The 17,871-nt window shown below is 64.9% G+C and carries 16 protein-coding genes; 9 read left to right on the top strand and 7 right to left on the bottom strand.

The features are described from left to right. Positions 1 to 47: 47 nt before the first annotated feature. The 6 genes from dusB to NP534_RS05705 all read left to right on the top strand — a co-directional run bounded on the left by dusB (position 48) and on the right by NP534_RS05705 (position 8,023). Positions 48 to 1,061, top strand: a complete 1,014-nt coding sequence (gene dusB / locus NP534_RS05730; RefSeq protein ID WP_033701734.1) for a tRNA dihydrouridine synthase DusB — start codon at positions 48 to 50, stop codon at positions 1,059 to 1,061. After that, positions 1,058 to 1,378: a DNA-binding transcriptional regulator Fis gene (gene fis, locus NP534_RS05725; RefSeq protein ID WP_012274390.1), complete on the top strand. Its 321-nt coding sequence runs from the start codon at positions 1,058 to 1,060 to the stop codon at positions 1,376 to 1,378. Before dusB ends, fis begins: the two co-directional genes overlap by 4 nt. A 79-nt stretch (positions 1,379 to 1,457) precedes the next feature. Further along, positions 1,458 to 3,065: a bifunctional phosphoribosylaminoimidazolecarboxamide formyltransferase/IMP cyclohydrolase gene (gene purH, locus NP534_RS05720; protein WP_274098086.1), complete on the top strand. Its 1,608-nt coding sequence runs from the start codon at positions 1,458 to 1,460 to the stop codon at positions 3,063 to 3,065. 99 nt (positions 3,066 to 3,164) lie between these two features. Continuing rightward, a complete protein-coding gene (gene purD / locus NP534_RS05715) occupies positions 3,165 to 4,460 on the top strand; it encodes a phosphoribosylamine--glycine ligase (RefSeq protein ID WP_274098085.1) in 1,296 nt (431 codons plus the stop codon). A gap of 135 nt (positions 4,461 to 4,595) precedes the next feature. After that, positions 4,596 to 7,367 (top strand): hybrid sensor histidine kinase/response regulator, encoded by a 2,772-nt coding sequence (locus NP534_RS05710; RefSeq protein ID WP_274098084.1) that lies wholly within the window; start codon positions 4,596 to 4,598, stop codon positions 7,365 to 7,367. 53 nt (positions 7,368 to 7,420) lie between these two features. Next, the gene (locus NP534_RS05705) at positions 7,421 to 8,023 is read left to right on the top strand and encodes a MarC family protein (RefSeq protein WP_274098083.1); all 603 of its coding nucleotides are present in this window, start codon (positions 7,421 to 7,423) and stop codon (positions 8,021 to 8,023) included. On the opposite strand, the gene NP534_RS05700 is transcribed toward NP534_RS05705, so the two are convergent. The 7 genes from NP534_RS05700 to cobG form a co-directional block, all read right to left on the bottom strand. Continuing rightward, complete coding sequence (locus NP534_RS05700; RefSeq protein ID WP_274098082.1) at positions 8,007 to 8,633, bottom strand: hypothetical protein; 627 nt, start codon at positions 8,631 to 8,633, stop codon at positions 8,007 to 8,009. The genes NP534_RS05705 and NP534_RS05700 overlap by 17 nt on opposite strands. Next, positions 8,626 to 9,294: a hypothetical protein gene (locus tag NP534_RS05695; RefSeq protein WP_274098081.1), complete on the bottom strand. Its 669-nt coding sequence runs from the start codon at positions 9,292 to 9,294 to the stop codon at positions 8,626 to 8,628. The genes NP534_RS05700 and NP534_RS05695 overlap by 8 nt, the downstream gene beginning before the upstream one ends. A gap of 50 nt (positions 9,295 to 9,344) precedes the next feature. Next, on the bottom strand, positions 9,345 to 10,040 hold the full coding sequence (locus NP534_RS05690; protein ID WP_274098080.1) for a hypothetical protein: 696 nt from the start codon (positions 10,038 to 10,040) through the stop codon (positions 9,345 to 9,347). A 116-nt stretch (positions 10,041 to 10,156) separates the two neighbouring features. Beyond that, on the bottom strand, positions 10,157 to 11,854 hold the full coding sequence (gene cobJ / locus NP534_RS05685; protein ID WP_274098079.1) for a precorrin-3B C(17)-methyltransferase: 1,698 nt from the start codon (positions 11,852 to 11,854) through the stop codon (positions 10,157 to 10,159). Continuing rightward, positions 11,842 to 12,576, bottom strand: coding sequence for a precorrin-2 C(20)-methyltransferase (locus tag NP534_RS05680; RefSeq protein ID WP_274098078.1), 735 nt, complete (start codon positions 12,574 to 12,576; stop codon positions 11,842 to 11,844). Before NP534_RS05680 ends, cobJ begins: the two co-directional genes overlap by 13 nt. Continuing rightward, the gene (locus tag NP534_RS05675; RefSeq protein ID WP_274098077.1) at positions 12,573 to 13,199 is read right to left on the bottom strand and encodes a precorrin-8X methylmutase; all 627 of its coding nucleotides are present in this window, start codon (positions 13,197 to 13,199) and stop codon (positions 12,573 to 12,575) included. The genes NP534_RS05680 and NP534_RS05675 overlap by 4 nt, the downstream gene beginning before the upstream one ends. Next, positions 13,192 to 14,523 carry a precorrin-3B synthase gene (gene cobG, locus NP534_RS05670; protein WP_274098076.1) on the bottom strand — a complete coding sequence of 444 codons (1,332 nt, stop codon included), beginning with the start codon at positions 14,521 to 14,523 and terminating at the stop codon, positions 13,192 to 13,194. Before cobG ends, NP534_RS05675 begins: the two co-directional genes overlap by 8 nt. A gap of 131 nt (positions 14,524 to 14,654) precedes the next feature. Between cobG and cbiE the strand changes: the two genes are divergently transcribed. The 3 genes from cbiE to NP534_RS05655 are packed head-to-tail and all read left to right on the top strand — an operon-like array spanning position 14,655 to position 17,672. After that, complete coding sequence (cbiE, locus tag NP534_RS05665) at positions 14,655 to 15,866, top strand: precorrin-6y C5,15-methyltransferase (decarboxylating) subunit CbiE (RefSeq protein ID WP_274098075.1); 1,212 nt, start codon at positions 14,655 to 14,657, stop codon at positions 15,864 to 15,866. Beyond that, on the top strand, positions 15,859 to 16,953 hold the full coding sequence (locus tag NP534_RS05660; RefSeq protein WP_274098074.1) for a cobalt-precorrin-5B (C(1))-methyltransferase: 1,095 nt from the start codon (positions 15,859 to 15,861) through the stop codon (positions 16,951 to 16,953). The genes cbiE and NP534_RS05660 overlap by 8 nt, the downstream gene beginning before the upstream one ends. Beyond that, complete coding sequence (locus tag NP534_RS05655; protein WP_274098073.1) at positions 16,950 to 17,672, top strand: cobalt-precorrin-6A reductase; 723 nt, start codon at positions 16,950 to 16,952, stop codon at positions 17,670 to 17,672. The genes NP534_RS05660 and NP534_RS05655 overlap by 4 nt, the downstream gene beginning before the upstream one ends. Positions 17,673 to 17,871 lie beyond the last annotated feature (199 nt).

Below are 17,871 nucleotides of genomic sequence, written 5' to 3'. Positions count from 1 at the left end.
CACCCTTTTTCGAACTCCAAGATTCGGCCCCACAACAGGGATCACCTATGTCGGCGGTACGCATCGGCCCATACACACTGCGCAACAACCTGATCCTCGCCCCCATGGCCGGGGTCACGGACCAGCCTTTCCGAACACTTTGCAAGCGCCTTGGCGCAGGCATGGTGGTGTCGGAGATGGTGTCCAGCGACATGAACCTGTGGAACAGCCGCAAGTCGAGCCTGCGCCGCATCCACGAAGGTGATCCCGAGCCACGCTCGGTACAGATCGCCGGTGGTGACGCACAGATGATGGCGGCGGCGGCAAAGGCCAACGTACAAGCGGGTGCCCAGATCATCGATATCAACATGGGCTGCCCGGCAAAAAAAGTCTGCAACAAAGCTGCAGGCTCTGCTTTATTGAGAGATGAAGCCTTGGTCAGCGAGATTCTCCACGCCGTGGTAGGCGCCGTGGACGTCCCGGTGACGCTGAAGATCCGCACTGGCTGGGATCGGGCGAACAAAAACGGCCTGAATGTGGCGAAGATCGCCGAGCAGGCCGGCATCCAGGCGCTGGCGGTGCATGGCCGCACACGCGCCGACCTGTACACCGGCGAAGCCGAATACGACACCATCGCTGCCATCAAGCAGGCGGTGTCTATCCCGGTATTTGCCAACGGCGATATCACTTCGCCAGAAAAGGCCCGGGCGGTACTGGACGCCACTGGCGTCGATGGGCTGTTGATCGGCCGCGCCGCCCAGGGGCGGCCATGGATCTTTCGCGAGATCGAGCATTACCTGCGTACTGGCGAACACTTGCCAGCCCCGCAGCTGGACGAAGTGGAACGCATCCTGCTGGAGCACCTGGCCGCGCTGCATGCCTTCTATGGCGATGTGATGGGCGTACGTATTGCCCGCAAGCACGTTGGCTGGTACCTGGCGACACGACCCGGCGGCAAGGAGTTTCGCTCCCGGTTCAATGCTTTGGAAGACACACAAGCGCAGTGCGCCAACGTTCGCGCGTTTTTCAGTGAACGTCGACAGAGCCTTGAGACAGAGGACGGACAAGGGGTGGCCGCATGACGATGATGACCGAGACATTTGTGAGTGGAACAACGCCCGTGAGCGACAACGCCAACCTGAAACAGCACCTCAACACGCCGAGCGAAGAGGGCCAGACCCTTCGCGACAGCGTCGAGAAGGCGCTGCACAACTACTTCGCCCACCTGGAAGGCGCGACCGTCACGGACGTGTACAACCTGGTGCTCTCCGAAGTCGAGGCGCCCCTGCTTGAAAGCGTGATGAACTACGTGAAGGGCAACCAGACCAAGGCCAGCGAGATGCTCGGGCTCAACCGAGGCACCCTGCGCAAGAAGCTCAAGCAGTACGACTTGTTGTAAGCCAGAATCCCAATCAGAAAAGGCGGCTCCTGCAAAGGGACGCCTTTTTTGCTGACTCCACCGCGTTATGGAATCCGAAATGACCGACCAGACTACCCGCCTGCCGATCCGCCGCGCCCTGATCAGCGTCTCCGACAAGACCGGTATCCTCGAATTCGCCCGTGAGCTGCAGCAGCTCGGTGTCGAGATCCTGTCCACCGGCGGCACCTACAAGCTGCTCAAGGATAACGGCGTGAACGCGGTGGAAGTGGCCGACTACACCGGCTTCGCCGAAATGATGGATGGCCGGGTCAAGACCCTGCACCCGAAAATCCACGGCGGCATTCTGGGCCGTCGCGGCGTCGACGACGCCATCATGAACGAGCACGGCATCAAGCCGATCGACCTGGTCGCCGTCAACCTGTACCCCTTCGAAGCGACCATCACCAAGCCAGGCTGCGACCTGCCGACCGCCATCGAGAACATCGACATCGGTGGCCCGACCATGGTCCGCTCGGCCGCCAAGAACCACAAGGATGTCGCCATCGTGGTCAACGCCAGCGACTACGCCAGCGTCCTCGACGGCCTGAAAGCCGGTGGCCTGACCTACGCCCAGCGCTTTGACCTGATGCTCAAGGCCTTCGAGCACACTGCCGCCTACGACGGCATGATCGCCAACTACATGGGCACCATCGACCAGGCCAAAGAAACCCTGTCGACGTCCGACCGCAGCGAATTCCCGCGCACCTTCAACAGCCAGTTCGTCAAGGCCCAGGAAATGCGCTACGGCGAGAACCCGCACCAGAGCGCAGCGTTCTATGTCGAAGCGCGCAAGGGTGAGGCGAGCATCTCCTCCGCCATCCAGCTGCAAGGCAAAGAGCTGTCGTTCAACAACGTGGCCGACACCGACGCCGCGCTGGAGTGCGTGAAGAGCTTCGTCAAGCCGGCCTGCGTCATCGTCAAGCACGCCAACCCGTGCGGCGTGGCTGTGGTACCGGAAGAAGAAGGCGGCATCCGCAAGGCCTACGACCTGGCCTACGCCACCGACACCGAGTCGGCCTTTGGCGGCATCATCGCCTTCAACCGCGAGCTGGACGGCGAAACCGCCAAGGCCATCGTCGAGCGCCAGTTCGTCGAAGTGATCATCGCCCCGAAAATTTCCCAGGCCGCCCGCGACGTGGTGGCTGCCAAGCAGAACGTGCGCCTGCTGGAGTGCGGCGAGTGGCCTGCCGAGCGTGCTGCCGGCTGGGACTTCAAGCGGGTCAACGGTGGTTTGCTGGTACAGAGCCGCGATATCGGCATGATCACCGCCGATGACCTGAAGATCGTCACCAAACGCGCACCGACCGAGCAAGAAGTCCATGACCTGGTGTTCGCCTGGAAAGTCGCCAAGTTCGTCAAGTCCAACGCCATCGTCTACGCCAAGCAGCGCCAGACCATCGGCGTCGGCGCCGGCCAGATGAGCCGCGTCAACTCCGCCCGCATTGCTGCAATCAAGGCCGAGCATGCTGGCCTGCAGGTACAAGGCGCGGTCATGGCATCGGATGCGTTCTTCCCGTTCCGTGACGGCATCGACAATGCAGCTAAAGTGGGTATCAGCGCCGTGATCCAGCCTGGTGGCTCGATGCGCGATGCCGAAGTCATCGCCGCAGCCGACGAAGCCGGCATTGCCATGGTGTTCACCGGTATGCGCCACTTCCGCCACTGATTTACGGCAATCGGCCGCACTGAAGCAGGCATCTGCTTCAGTGCGACCTCGTACAGCGTGAGGCTTTGCCTTGCGCCCGAAAGAATTCGAGGTTTTGACATGAAAGTTTTGATCATCGGCAGCGGCGGCCGTGAGCACGCCCTGGCCTGGAAAGTTGCCCAGGACCCACGCGTCGAGAAAGTCTTCGTTGCCCCAGGCAACGCTGGCACCGCCATTGAAGCCAAGTGCGAGAACGTCGCCATCGACGTGTGCGCCCTGGAGCAACTGGCCGACTTCGCCGAGAAGAACGTCGACCTGACCATCGTCGGCCCTGAAGCGCCACTGGTCATCGGTGTGGTCGACCTGTTCCGCAACCGTGGCCTGGACTGCTTCGGCCCCACCAAGGGCGCGGCCCAGCTGGAAGGCTCCAAGGCCTTCACCAAGGATTTCCTGGCGCGTCACAAGATCCCGACCGCCGACTACCAGAACTTCACCGAAATCGAGCCAGCCCTGGCCTACCTGCAGGAAAAGGGTGCGCCAATCGTGATCAAGGCCGACGGCCTGGCTGCGGGCAAAGGCGTGATCGTCGCCATGACCCTGCAGGAAGCCGAAGACGCCGTGCGTGACATGCTGGCTGGCAACGCCTTTGGCGACGCTGGCTCGCGTGTGGTGATCGAAGAGTTCCTGGACGGCGAGGAAGCCAGCTTCATCGTCATGGTCGACGGCCACAACGTGCTGCCAATGGCCACCAGCCAGGACCACAAGCGCGTCGGTGACGCCGACACCGGCCCGAACACCGGCGGCATGGGCGCCTACTCCCCTGCCCCGGTCGTTACCGCAGACGTGCACCAGCGCGTGATGGACCAGGTCATCTGGCCGACCGTGCGCGGCATGGCCGAGGAAGGCAACGTCTACACCGGCTTCCTCTACGCGGGCCTGATGATCGACAAGGCGGGCAACCCCAAGGTCATCGAGTTCAACTGCCGCTTCGGCGACCCGGAAACCCAGCCCGTCATGCTGCGCCTGGAATCGAGCCTGGTGCTGCTGATCGAGGCCGCTTTCGCCAAGGCCCTGGACAAGGTCGAAGCGCAGTGGAACCCACGGCCGAGCCTGGGCGTGGTACTGGCCGCCGGCGGCTACCCGGGCGACTACGCCAAGGGTGACGCAATCAGCGGCCTGGACGCGGCTGCCAAGCTCGAAGGCAAGGTGTTCCACGCTGGCACCGCCCTCAAAGATGGCCAGGTGGTGACCGCCGGCGGCCGTGTGCTCTGCGCCACCGCCCTGGGCGAGACCGTCGAAGCCGCTCAGCAACAGGCCTACCGCCTGGCAGAGCAGGTCAAATGGGACGGCAGCTTCTACCGCACCGACATCGGCTACCGGGCCATCGCCCGCGAGCGCGGTGAACACCAGCAGTAACCTTTACCGAAGCGCCGTGACGCCTTGCGCCCACGGCCTTCGGCTCGTCGACAGGGCTCTGTGTGGGCCTTGCCTTCGACTTGGCGCGCCGCGCATAGTTAGTATCCGGCACATCGGCTAAGAAGGGATTTCGTAGTGCGTCGGCTTCGGATTGCCACAGCTCTGATCGTCAGCTTGCTGACCTTGCTCTGCCTGCTCCCGGCTTCGGCCGAAGAAGGCGGAGGCTGGTCCGTGCTGCTCGACGAACAGGCCAACCTGCAATTGAGCGACGTGCGCTCCGATCGCTACCGCAACCAGTTCAGCCCCCTGCTGCTCGCCGACCTGGACGCGGCCCCCGCAGAACAAGCCCTGTGGCTGCACTATCGCCTGGAACCCGGCGATCAGGAGCAACTGCTGCGGGTCTTCGCCCCAGACCTGTCAGGCCTGGACCTCTACGCCCTCGAGGGCGACAAATTACTCCGTCAGCTGCACCACGGGCGCCAGGCCGGCAATGCCAGCCCGACCCTGCGCGGCAGCGACCATGTACTGCCCCTGCCCAACAGCAAGCAGCCGCTGGACATCTACCTGCGCCTGGTCTCCGAACATCAACTGCGCCCGGCCATCAGTCTGGAGCCCGCCGCCGTGGCCGCCTCGGACCAAAGCCGGCCACTGTTGTTCGGCATGCTCTTTGGCGGCCTGGTGATGCTGATCCTGCACAACCTGATCCGCTTCCTCTATAGCCGCTCCAGCACTACCCTGATTCTGGCCCTGTACCATGGGCTGATGTTGCTCAGCGGGTTGATCCTGCTCAACCTCAGCGGCCCTTGGTGGCATGTGTGGCACAGTGCGCAAACGCCCGCTGCCTACCTCACCCTGGTGCTCGCGGGCCTGGCGGGGCTGTATTTCACCCTGCATTTCTTCTCGCCGTGCAATTCGCCGCGGCTGAACCGCCTGCTACAAGGCGAGATGCTGGTGGCGGCAGTCAGCGGCCTGGTGCTGCTGTTCGTCGACACCTTGCCGCTCAACCTGATGACCTATGCGCTGCTGGCCCTGGGCAGCGTCAGCATGCTGCTGGTCAGCACCTTCCACTGGTACAAGGGCTATGCGCCAGCCCGTCTGTTCAGCCTCGCCATGGTGGTCTACAACCTTGGCGGGCTGGTACTGCTGCCTGCGCTGCTGGGCCTGACCCGCACCTCGACGCCCTGGCTGCTGTGCGTGCTCATGGGCCTGACCGTCGTCAGCGGCCTGCTGCTGAACCTGGCGGTCAGCGAACGCCTGCGGCGCATGAGCGAAGAGCGCTTCAGCGCCAGCCGCGCCTTGGCCGCCAGCGATGCCGAGATCAACGCCAAGGCCGAGTTTCTGGCCAAGATCAGCCACGAAATCCGCACGCCCATGAACGGCGTGCTGGGCATGACCGAGCTGCTGCTCGGCACGCCGTTGTCGGTCAAGCAGCGCGACTATGTGCAAACCATCCATAGCGCCGGCAACGAGCTGCTGACGCTGATCAACGAGATCCTCGACATCTCCAAGCTGGAGTCACGGCAGATCGAGCTGGACGATGTGCAGTTCGACCTCAACGCCCTGATCGAGGACTGCCTGAACATCTTCCGGGCCAAGGCCGAGCAGCAGAACATCGAGCTGATCAGCTTTACCCAGCCGCAAGTGCCACGGGTGATCAGTGGCGACCCGACACGCCTGCGCCAAGCGCTGTCGAGCCTGCTGGAAAATGCCCTGAAAAACACCGACCAGGGCGAGATCCTGCTGGTGGTGGCGCTCGACCAGCGCGGCGCGGCTCCGCGCTTGCGCATTGCCGTACAGGACAGCGGCGAACCGTTGCCCGCCGCCGAGCGCGAAGCGCTGCTGCAAGCCGAGCTGCACAGCCACCACTTTCTCTCCAGCAACAAGCTGGGCGGCCACCTCGGGCTGGTCATCGCCAAGCAGTTGATCGGCCTGATGCAGGGCGAATTCGGCATCAAGAGCAGCAGCGGCATGGGCAACACCCTGTGGCTGACCCTGCCACTGGACCCTTCGCGCCTTGAACAGCCACCGGCCGACCTCGACGGCCCGCTGCGCGACGCCCGGGTACTGGTGGTGGACGACAACGACACCTGCCGCAAGGTGCTGGTGCAGCAGTGCAGCGCCTGGGGCATGAATGTCAGCGCGGTGCCGTCAGGCAAGGAGGCGCTGGCCTTGCTGCGCACCAAGGCCCACTTGCGCGATTACTTCGATGCCGTGCTGCTGGACCAGAACATGCCCGGCATGACCGGCATGCAGCTGGCGGCCAAGATCAAGGAAGACCCCAGCCTCAACCACGACATCCTGGTGGTGATGCTCACCGGCATCAGCAATGCGCCGAGCAAGGTCATCGCGCGCAACGCCGGGGTCAAGCGGATTCTCGCCAAACCGGTGGCGGGCTATACACTCAAGACCACGCTGGCTGAAGAGCTGGCCCAGCGCGGCCGTGAGCAAGCGGTGCCCGTCAGCCCCCCGGGTACCCCGCAAGCATTGGACCTGCCCAGCGACTTCCGCGTGCTGGTCGCCGAGGACAACAGTATTTCCACCAAGGTCATCCGTGGCATGCTCGGCAAGCTCAACCTTGAGCCCGACACGGCCTGCAACGGTGAAGAGGCGTTGCAAGCGATGAAAGCGCAACGCTATGACCTGGTGCTGATGGACTGCGAGATGCCCGTGCTGGACGGCTTCTCGGCGACCCAGCAACTGCGCGCGTGGGAAGCCGCACAGCAGCGCCAGCGCACGCCAGTGGTGGCGCTGACTGCGCATATCCTCGCCGAGCACAAGGAGCGCGCCAAGCTGGCGGGCATGGATGGGCACATGGCCAAGCCGGTGGAGCTGTCGCAATTGCGCGAGCTGATCCAGTATTGGGCGAATCACCGGGAAGCCAAGACGGACCCTGCGCCTATCCCGTAACCCATGCCGATGAAGTGCCAACAGGCCTGCACCGCAGCCGAGGATCAACGCCCATGCTCCATGAGTTGTTCAGCGTCTACCTGAAGATGCTCGTGCTCTACAGCCCGTTCTTCGTGCTGTCCTGTTTCATCAGCCTGACCCGTGGCCACTCCAGCAAGGAACGCAAGCAGCTGGCCTGGAAGGTGGCCTTCGCCGCACTGGTCGCCAGCATTCTGCTGTACCTGTTCGGGCGGGCGATCTTCGGTATTTTCGGCATCACCGCCGACGCCTTCCGCATCGGTGCCGGCAGTGTGCTGTTCATCTCTGCGCTGGGCATGGCCCAGGGCAAACCCGCCGTGCAAGCCGACAACGTGCAGCAGGATGTGACCATCGTGCCGCTGACCATCCCGTTGACCGTCGGCCCCGGCACCATCGGTGCGCTGCTGGTGATGGGCGTGGGCCAGCCGCACTGGGACGACAAGTTGCTGGCCATCGTCAGTATCGCGCTGGCCAGCTTTACCGTGGGCCTGGTGCTGTACCTGTCGCACGGCATCGAGCGGCTGCTCGGTGACCAGGGCCTGCAGATCGTCAGCCGTCTGATGGGGCTGTTCGTCTGTGCCCTGGCGGCGCAGATCATTTTTACCGGGATCAAGGGTTACCTCATCGGCCCAGCTTGACCTGCTGCAACATCTGGCGGTTGTGCTCCGAGATCTGCAAGAGCACGCGTTGTCGATGCGCGTCGCGAAACACCGCCGGGTCGAATGTGATGGCCGCCACCCTTTCCGAGAGTGAATTGTCATCACGCTTGGTGCGCAGGCTGAGCACGCCACGGCTCGAGTGTGTGACGTCCACCTCCAGGTAATGGAGGATGAGCACGATGCAGCCATTGGCCTGGGTCACGCACGGCAACAGCTGCACATATCGCTTGCGTTCATGCTGGACGCGCGACTGAAACAGCTGCAGCCCCTGCATGTGCTCGGTCAGCGATTGCAGCGCCCACTGGGTGATGATCGACCCCGCCTGCCCGGCCTGGGCGATCATCTGAAAGACAGCAGGGTCAAACCCTTCCTCTGTCGCAGGCCGGGCCAACGCTTGCAGCTTGAGTTGATAATTGTCGAACCAGTGCATCGCTTCACCCGAGCGCTGGGCCTGGAGTACTTGCTGTTGCACCATCAAGTTGGCCAACTTGATGTCCTCCCGATCCTGAGCGGCCACATTAGCCAGGAACGACGCATTTCCGCCCAGGTTACTGTTGGCTGCCAGTTCCTTGCTGGTGATTTCATTCATGGCCTTGCCCTCCCGGTAAGTTCACCGCCAATCGATACTGCTCGCGCTTGCCGGACAACGTCTCATCGACAAGGTCGCGAACGCTATCGAACAGGCTTTCGTCCACCAGGTAAGTCGTCGTGTGCGCGCTGACCTTGCTCAACGCTGCGTGATCTACCCGCCAACCAGGCGCTTGGCATGACAGTGGCTCGCTGCTGCCGAACCACAACTCACTGCCGATGATCAACGGCCCGGGCAGCAGCAGGCGCAGCTCGGCATTGAACTGACAGCCGGTAATGCACGCTTGACACAGGGGCTGCAGCCGTTGCCGGTCCAAGGCATCGAGACCGGCAAGTGCGCGGCTGAGCGAAGCCTGCGAAGGCCCTGGCACATGCTTTGTGAGCCCCGTTTTCAACGCCTGCAAGGGTTCCAGCGACGCCTCAGTGGAACTCGGTAACGGGTGGCTGTACAGCGATGTGAAGGCACACCCCATCGAAGCCTGGATGGCCTGGTAGAGGCTCCGCCATTCAGTGATTTCTTTTATATCGGGCATCTCGCCAACGCTGCCCAGATAGGCCAGCAACTGCAGATCGAGGAGGTCATTGATCTGCCGACGGCCCAATGCATTACTCGCCAGCACCAGGCTATTGCCGTTGAGCCACAGTGAAAATTCATCCTGCATCATGTGCTCCTAGTGAGTGCGCACCGAGCTCAGGCTCGGCGCGTACCGGCTTAGGCCTTGAGCTTCAGGGAGAGCAACGTGCTGCGGGCATTGGCATGCACACGCTCGACCAGGATGTCCTTGTTGGCCTCGTACAACGAGCGATGGAATGTCAGCGCGGCAGAGGCGGTGGAGTTGGTGCTACCTGTGCTGCTCCATTGGAACAGCAAGTAGTTGCCGCCCCCCTTGGGAGTGGCATCGGTCTTCACGGCACTGAGCAACATCACCACTTCGCCATTGCCAGACTGGTGGCACTGCGCCACCGACAGGCCTGTGCGGTCTGTTTCACTTGCCCCATGGCTGACCAGCTCTACTGCGGCTTCGCTGTCTGCCAAGGTATTGACTACCGCCTTGCCCATGTCCAGGGCGGCGGCCCCAGCCCCGACGGCTCCTGCTGCAAAGCCGGCAGCGGCTTTCAGGCCCTTGCCTAAAAGGTTGCTCAGGTCGAGTTTGATGTCGCTTTCCGTGACCCTGATCAGCTCATAGCTGATCGGCAGCCAGCCGCACTGCTGCATCACTTCTATATACATTCCGAACCACTGCTCGGTCTCACTAACCGGGTGATGCTCGGCAGTGGCAGCTTGGTTGGCGAATACGTGGCATTCCTTGGCGGCGTTGATGTTTTCCGAGCTCATGTTGTCAGGGAAGACGAACACGTTGTTGCCCGGCAGCACATCGACGCGCTGGTTGTCGTCGGCAGTTGTCATGGCGAATACTCCGTTGGTGAATGAAAGAGCTGAAGCCTGAGGCTTCAGCGCTCGAATCTACCGACGACTTGCGTGCAAAACTGCCGTGAAGACCTTCCCCGCTGGGGATGAGGGCCTTACGCTACAACCGGATACCAGCGCGGGGTGTACACCCACTCTTTGCCTTCAGCCCACTGGAACCGGCAGGTTGTCGACGACCCCACCAGCACCATGGTGCGCATGTCGACCATTTCTGGCATCAGCTCGGCCAAGGAGACGACCTTGAGCGTCTGCCCAGGCCTACCGATATCGCGACCAAGGACTACAGGCGTTTGCCCTTCGCGGTGTCGGCGGACGATGTCCAGTGCCAACCCCAATTGCTTAGGCCGGGCCTTGGAAATCGGGTTGTAAAAGGCCATTACCAGGTCCGCCTGGGCGGCCAGGTCCAGACGTTTTTCAATGATCGACCACGGCTTGAGGTTGTCCGACAGCGACATCACGCAGAAGTCGTGCCCCAGCGGTGCACCCGCCTGAGCGGCAGTGGCCAGCGAGGCCGAAACCCCCGGCAGGATCTCGAGATCGACCCGATGCCAGGCCGGGTCACTGGATTCGTGCAGCGCTTCGAGCACCGCCGCGGCCATGGCGAACACGCCCGGGTCACCCGACGACACCACCACCACCGAACGCCCTTGGGCGGCCAGTTCGAAAGCATGCCGAGCGCGCTGCATCTCTTCGCGGTTGTCGGTGCAATGCTGCACCTGATCTGCGCGGAACGGCCCGGCCATGCGCACGTAGGTTTCGTAGCCGAGGATGTCCTCGGCGCGGGCCAGCTCGGCCTTGACCGCCGGCACCATCAGCTCGGCAGCGCCTGGGCCAAGGCCGATCACCGCCAGCCGACCACGGCGGCGGCCGACCTGCGCGGCATCCACCGGCGCCGGGGCCACAGCGATGACGGTATCCGCCTGCTCGATCAACTCGGCGCCGGGTAGCGCCTGGGCCAGCATGTCACGCAGGTCGCCAGGCTTGGCTGCAAAACGCAGCGCCACGCCAAGGGCCTGTGCAGCCTCGTGCAGGGCGGCATCGGCCATGGCGTGCTCGCCAGCCAACAGGCAGGCCAGCGATTGCTCGGCGATACCCGCCGCCTGCAGCGCGGCGCGGATGCCTTGCAGGTCAGCGGTATCGACGCCCACCACGACCGAACGCGGGTGGATCAACAGCTCATCACGGCTGCTCGGGCGTGCCTGATGGCCGACATGAATGGTGCGCCGGGCGCTCTCGCTCGCGGGCAGCTGCGCCTGCTCAAGCCAAGGTGCATCGCCTTCGACGCGCACCGCCTCGCCGGCCAGCAGGTCAGAGACAAAGCGCTTGCCTTGCTCGATGTCCGCCAGGGCATAGCCCTGTGGCGGGTTCAGCAGGCAGGTGCCAAAGCGCAGCTCGCCACTGGTGGTGATGGCCGCAGCCACGCCCAGTGCCTCGCCGATCTCACGCGCCATCACATTCACCCCACCCAGGCCACCGAGCAGCGGCACCACCGCACTGCCATCCTCGGCCACTGCCAGCACCGGCGGCTCGACGCCTTTTTCACTGAGCAGGCTGGCCAGGCTGCGGATGACGATACCTGCGGCGCACAGGGCGATGATCGGGGTGTCCTGCTGATACAGCGTGCGCAGGGTGTCGCCAAACGATGCGTAAAGCTGATCGGCGCCCTCGACCCGGCCACTCAGGCCATGGATCGAGGCCTGTGGATAACACTGCTGAATGCGCTGCGCCGTGGCCAGGCTGCCAGGGCCAAGCACGACGATTGCCGGTGCCTTGTGCATGCTCATCCCTGCCATTTTTCACCCGGTACGATGATCAGCGAGAAGTACGGCGACGACAGCGGGTCGACCTCCGCCAGCGGCACGATCTTCTGGTTGGCCATGGTTGCCCGTTCGACATACAGCGCACGCCCGTCCAGGCCCAGCTCGGCCAGCACCTCACGCACCTTGGGGAAGTTGCGGCCAAGCTTCATGATCACGGCAGCATCGGCATCGGCCAGGCGCCGCTTCAGCTCTTCGGCCGGCAGCACGCCCGACAGTACCGAAAGGCTCTGGTTACGGTAGACCAGCGGCGCGCCCAACACCGACGCCCCGCCGAGCATCGAGCACACGCCAGGGATCACTTCGGCCTCATAGCGCTGCGCCAGGCGGTCATGCAGGTACATGTAGGAGCCGTAGAAGAACGGATCGCCCTCGCAGATCACCGCCACGTCGCGGCCGGCATCCAGGTGCTCGGCAACCTGCACACTGGCTTCATCGTAGAAATCGCTGATCACCTGTTCATAGGACAGCGGCGCCGGCAGCGCTTCGGTGGTGACCGGGTAGACCAGCGGCAGCAGTGTCTGCTCGGCCTGCAGGTGCGCCTCGATGATGCCGAACGCGTTGCCGCGCTTGCCCTTGGCCACGAAGTAGCCGACAACCGGCGCCTCGCGCAGCAGGCGCAGGGCCTTGACGGTGATCAGTTCAGGGTCGCCGGGGCCTACGCCCAGGCCGAGCAGACGTCCACGTGGGGTCATCATTCCACCTCCGTGGCCAGGGCGTTGACCGCGGCAGCGGCCATCGCGCTGCCGCCCAGGCGGCCTTGCATGATCACGAACGGCACGCCGCGGCTGTCGGCGGCCAGCATGGCCTTGGATTCGGCCGCACCCACGAAGCCGACCGGGAAGCCGAGAATCAGCGCAGGCTTGGGCGCACCGGCGTCGAGCATTTCCAGCAGGTAGAACAGTGCGGTCGGGGCATTGCCGATCACCACCACGCTGCCTTCCAGGTGTGGGCGCCACAGCTCCAGGGCCACGGCAGAACGGGTATTGCCGGCGTCTTTGGCCAGGCCAGGTACACTCGGGTCACGCAGGGTGCAGATCACCGGGTTGTTCGCCGGCAGGCGCGCGCGGGTGATGCCTTCAGCGACCATGTGCGCATCGCACAGGATCGGCGCGCCGTTGGCCAGGGCCTCGCGCCCGGCGCGGCCAGCCCCTTCGGAGAACTGCAGGCCGTCGATGGCCTCGACCATGCCGCAGGCATGGATCACGCGCACGGCGAGCTTTTCGAGGTCTGCGGGTATCCGCTCGAGTCGGGCTTCCTCGCGGATGATCCGGAAGGAATTGCGATAGATCTCCTGACCATCGCGGATGTAGTCAATCATCAAGGTGCTCCGTCGGCAGGTCGAGCATGGCGCCTGCTTCGTTCAAGGTGAGGTCGATGGCGCGCAGGGCACCGAAGCCCGGCAGGCGCGCATCGCGCACATACAAGTCGTAACGGCCCGGTGAACGGGCCAGCAAAGTGGCCGGGGCAACATGGGCCACGGCGCAGGATCGGGGGCAACCGGACAGGTGGACGCTGCCGGGAACGCCTGGGCCGAGCAGCGCGGCCAGGGCAACGGCATCGGCCTTGGTCTCGCCGTGGGCCTTGGCGCATCCACTGCTGCCGGTGCACGCGGTGATGCGCGCCAGCGGCTCATCGCGGTGGCAAAGCAGGCCCAAGGCGGCCAACTGCGCCTGGGCCTGCTCGATGTGGGCCGGGTCGAGATTGGTCAGCACCAGGCTTTGCCAGGGGCTCAGGCGCAGGCTGCCGTCACCCAGGTGGCGGGCGATGTGCGCGGCACCGCGCAGCATCTCCGGCGTCAACCGGCCCTGGGGCGGGGCGACGCCCAGCGCACGGCCGTGGTTTTGTGGCAGTACCCCCAGCCATACGGGCTGGTTTCGTGCACGGCGCCATTGCAGCACGGCAGCATCGCGACGAATGTCCAGGCCGAGCCCTTCGACGAAAAACGCGGCCGAACAGCCTTCCAGCAATTGGCGCATACGCGATTGGTCCGCAGACGCCAGGTCAAGGAAACGCGCCAGCACCGCACGCACCAGGGCCAGGCCCTGCTCCAGCGGCACGGCACCGAGCACCTGGCCATCGGCCGGGCAGCCCGCCAGGCCAAACGCCAGCCACGTGCGCTGCTCAAGGTGCAGGGCCGAAAGCCATAGGTCATGGGGGTGTTCGAGCATGGCCAGGCTTTCGCCGGCGTCCAGCTGCACGGCGAACTTGGCCGACAATTGGTGAAAACGCGGTGTGCTTTCCAGCATGGCGAGGATCTGCCCCGCCAATGGCCGTGCGTCCAGCAACATGGCCGGATCATGCCCGGCCAGCGGGCTGAGCATCAGGTTGCGCACATCGTCACCGGCGGCATCGCGCGGGCCCAGGCCGGCAGCCAGCAGCCTGGCGACCAGGCCACTGTGGTCGCTGCCGATACCACGGATTTGCAGGTTGGCGCGGTTGGTCGCCTCGATCACGCCACCGGCGAAGCGCTCGGCGGCCTCGGCCACGGCATCGGCCTGATCGGCCAGCAGCAGGCCCCCGGGCAGCTTGACCCGGCAAATCCCGCCATCACGGGCACTGACGATGCGCCACAACCCCGGGCAGGCCGAGGGGCGAGGTGAAACATCGGGGGCTTGGGCCTGCGTCAAAGGGGTGTCCGGCAATCTGTGAAGTGCGCTTGAGTGTAGAAGGCGCGGTATTATGCCTGCTTTGTCCGGCGGCATGAAAAGCCGGTGGTCGAGCTTATCGTTTACCAGGGGCCGCTTCGCGCCCCAGAAATGGCGGATTGAAACACATGGCACCCTGGCTGACAGTAGTAGGCATCGGCGAAGACGGCTTCAACGGCCTGGGCAAGCAGGCCCGGCGCGCCCTGCTGGGCGCTTCGCGGATCTTCGGCAGCCCCCGCCAACTGGCCTTGCTGCCGCGCTGCGTGGTCGGCGAGCGGCTGAGCTGGCCCAGCCCGTTCTCCCTGGCGCCGGTACTGGCAGCGCGCAGTGCCCCTGTCTGCGTGTTGGCCAGCGGCGACCCGATGTTCTTCGGCGTCGGCGCCAGCCTGGCTCGCCAGGTGCCCGCCAGCGAGATGCGCGTGCTGTCGATGCCGTCTTCTTGCGCCCTCGCCGCCGCCCGCCTGGGCTGGCCGCTGCAGGAGGTGCAGGTGGTATCGGTGGTCGCCCGGCCGCTGGCGGCGCTCAATGCCCACCTGCACAGCGGTGCCCTCCTGCTGGTACTGAGCAATGACGGCGACAGCCCTGCCGCGATTGCCGCCCAGCTGTGCGCGCGTGGTTTCGGGCCAAGTCGCCTGCGCGTGTTCGAACACCTTGGCGGCGCCGATGAACGCGAACTGGCCGGCAGCGCCCAGGACTGGCCTCACACCCAGGTTGCAGCGCTGAACCTGGTGGCCATCGAGTGCCTCGCCGCGCCCGATGCACCACGCCTGCCACGGGTTGCCGGGCTGCCAGACACGGCTTTCCAGCATGACGGCCAACTGACCAAGCGCGATGTCCGCGCCATCACCCTGGCCCGCCTCGCCCCGCAGCCCGGCGAGCTGCTGTGGGACGTGGGCGCGGGCTGTGGCTCGATCGGCATCGAGTGGATGCGTGCCCACCCTGCCTGCCGTGCGTTGGCCATCGAGGCCGACGAAGGGCGCCAGGGGTTTATCGAACACAACCGCGATGCGCTGGGCGTACCTGGCCTGCAACTGGTACGCGGCAAGGCGCCAGCGGCATTGGCAGGCCTTGAGCAACCCGACGCGATCTTCATCGGTGGCGGGGTAACCCGTGAAGGCGTGCTGGAGCTGTGCTGGGAGCGTCTGCGCCCGGGTGGGCGACTGGTGGCCAACGCAGTCACCCTGCAAAGCGAGTTGGCCCTGGCGCATTTTCGCGAGCAGCACGGTGGCGAGCTGACCCGTATCCATGTTGCCCACGCGCAGCCGCTGGGGGCGTTCGACACCTGGCGCCAGGCCTTGCCGATCACCTTGCTGGACGTGGTGAAACCCTTCGATGCGTGAAGAAACCCACGAACAACCCGCGCCGCTGCGCAGCGGCCTGACCACCGGCAGCTGTGCCACCGCCACCAGCCTCGCAGCGGCGCGCCTGCTGCTGACAGGCGTTTGTGACGACGCAGTGAGCATCACCCTGCCCAAGGGCAAGGTGGTGCAGATGCGCCTGGAGTTCTGCCGTCGCGCAGGCCTGTGCGCCGAAGCCGGCACCCTCAAGGACGCCGGCGACGACCCGGACGTGACCCATGGCGCCCTGCTCTACAGCCAGGTCCGCTTGCTGGCCGAACCCGGCATCCGCTTTGTCGCCGGCCATGGCGTGGGGACCGTGACGCGCCCGGGGCTGGTACTGGCGGTGGGCGAGCCGGCGATCAACCCGGTGCCCCGGCGCATGATTGGCGAACACCTGCAAAGCCTGGCCGAGGCGTGTGCCTATCATGGCGGCTTCGAAGTGACGGTCAACGTGCAGGGCGGTGAATTGCTGGCGCTCAAGACCATGAACCCGCGCCTGGGCATCCTCGGCGGGCTGTCGATCCTGGGCACCAGCGGCATCGTCCGGCCGTTTTCCTGCGCGGCCTACATCGCCTCGATCCATCAAGGTATCGACGTGGCCCACACCAACGGCTACACGCACATTGCCGCCTGTACCGGCAACGCCAGCGAAGACACCATGCGCCGGGTCTACGGCCTGCCGGAAATCGCCCTGATAGAAATGGGCGACTTCGTCGGTGCCGTGCTCAAGCACCTGCGCAAGGTGCCGGTACCGCGCCTGAGCCTGTGCGGTGGCTTCGGCAAGATCAGCAAGCTGGCCGCCGGGCACATGGACCTGCACAGCCGCCATTCGAGCATCGACCTGCCGCAACTGGCCGGCTGGGCGGCGGCTGTCGGCGCCGATGCAAACCTTCAGGCCGCGATCATCGCCGCCAACACCAGCCAGCAAGCCCTGGCACTGGCCCATGCCGCCGGCATTGCCCTGGGCGACGCCGTCTGCGCGCATGCGCTGGCATTCGCCCGCAGCGTGGTGCCCGCGCAGGTCCAGGTCGAGGTGTTCGCCATCGACCGCCAAGGCGGTATCGTCGGCCAGGCGGGCGTGCAATGAGCGCGCGCATCCTGCTGCTGGGCGGCGTGACCGAGGCCCTGGCCATCGCCCGCCAGCTGGGCCCGCAGCATGTCTACAGCCTGGCAGGCATCGGCCGCGTGCCGCAGGACCTGCAATGCCAGGTGCGGGTTGGCGGCTTTGGCGGTGCCGAAGGCCTTGCCCGCTACCTGCGTGAGGCGGGTATCACCCTGTTGATCGATGCCACCCACCCCTATGCCGCGCAAATCAGCCACAACGCCGCCGTCGCGTCACGCACCGCAGGTGTTCCGTGCTGGGCGTTGCGCCGGCCTGCCTGGCAAGCGCAGCCGGGTGACGACTGGCGCGAGGTGCAAGACTGGGCGGGGCTGATCGACGCACTCGCGCCCTTCCGGCGGCCGCTGTTCACGCTGGGGCGCGAGCCGTTGCAACATCTGGCAGAGATACCGCCGGAACAGTTCTGGACATTGCGGGCCCTGGAAGCCTGCCCGGGTAACGACCGCTGCGAAGTGATTGGCGCGCGTGGGCCGTTTCGTATTGAAGAGGAGCGTGCGTTGTTCGCGCGGCGGCAGATTGATGTGCTGATCAGCAAGAACAGCGGCAGCCTGGCGACCGAGCCCAAGCTTGAAGTGGCACGGGAGCTAGGGGTGCCGGTGTTGATTCTGAAGCGGCCGGAGCTGCCTGGGGTGGATCGGGAGTATGGGGCGTGCGAAGCGTTGATGGCGGACTTGGACCGCGGGTAGGGACGAGGCGCATGGCGTGGGTTTTGTAGCGCCTTCGAGATCGAGCGCCGCCCGCGCGGCGCGTCGCGAGCAAGCTCGCTCCTACATTCGTTTCGTGCCAGTAATACCTGTACCATCGCACGCGACCGCCTTGTTTGTACGACGCGATATTGAGGCGGGCGCGAAAAGGGGCGCGCGCCAATGCCTCAGGAATAACTGG

Origin of the sequence: Pseudomonas sp. 39004 (assembly GCF_028682155.1) — a bacterium.
In the GTDB taxonomy this organism is placed as follows: domain Bacteria; phylum Pseudomonadota; class Gammaproteobacteria; order Pseudomonadales; family Pseudomonadaceae; genus Aquipseudomonas; species Aquipseudomonas capeferrum.
The sequence above is the reverse complement of the archived record's forward strand: the minus strand, read 5'-3'. Positions and strand labels throughout refer to the sequence as shown.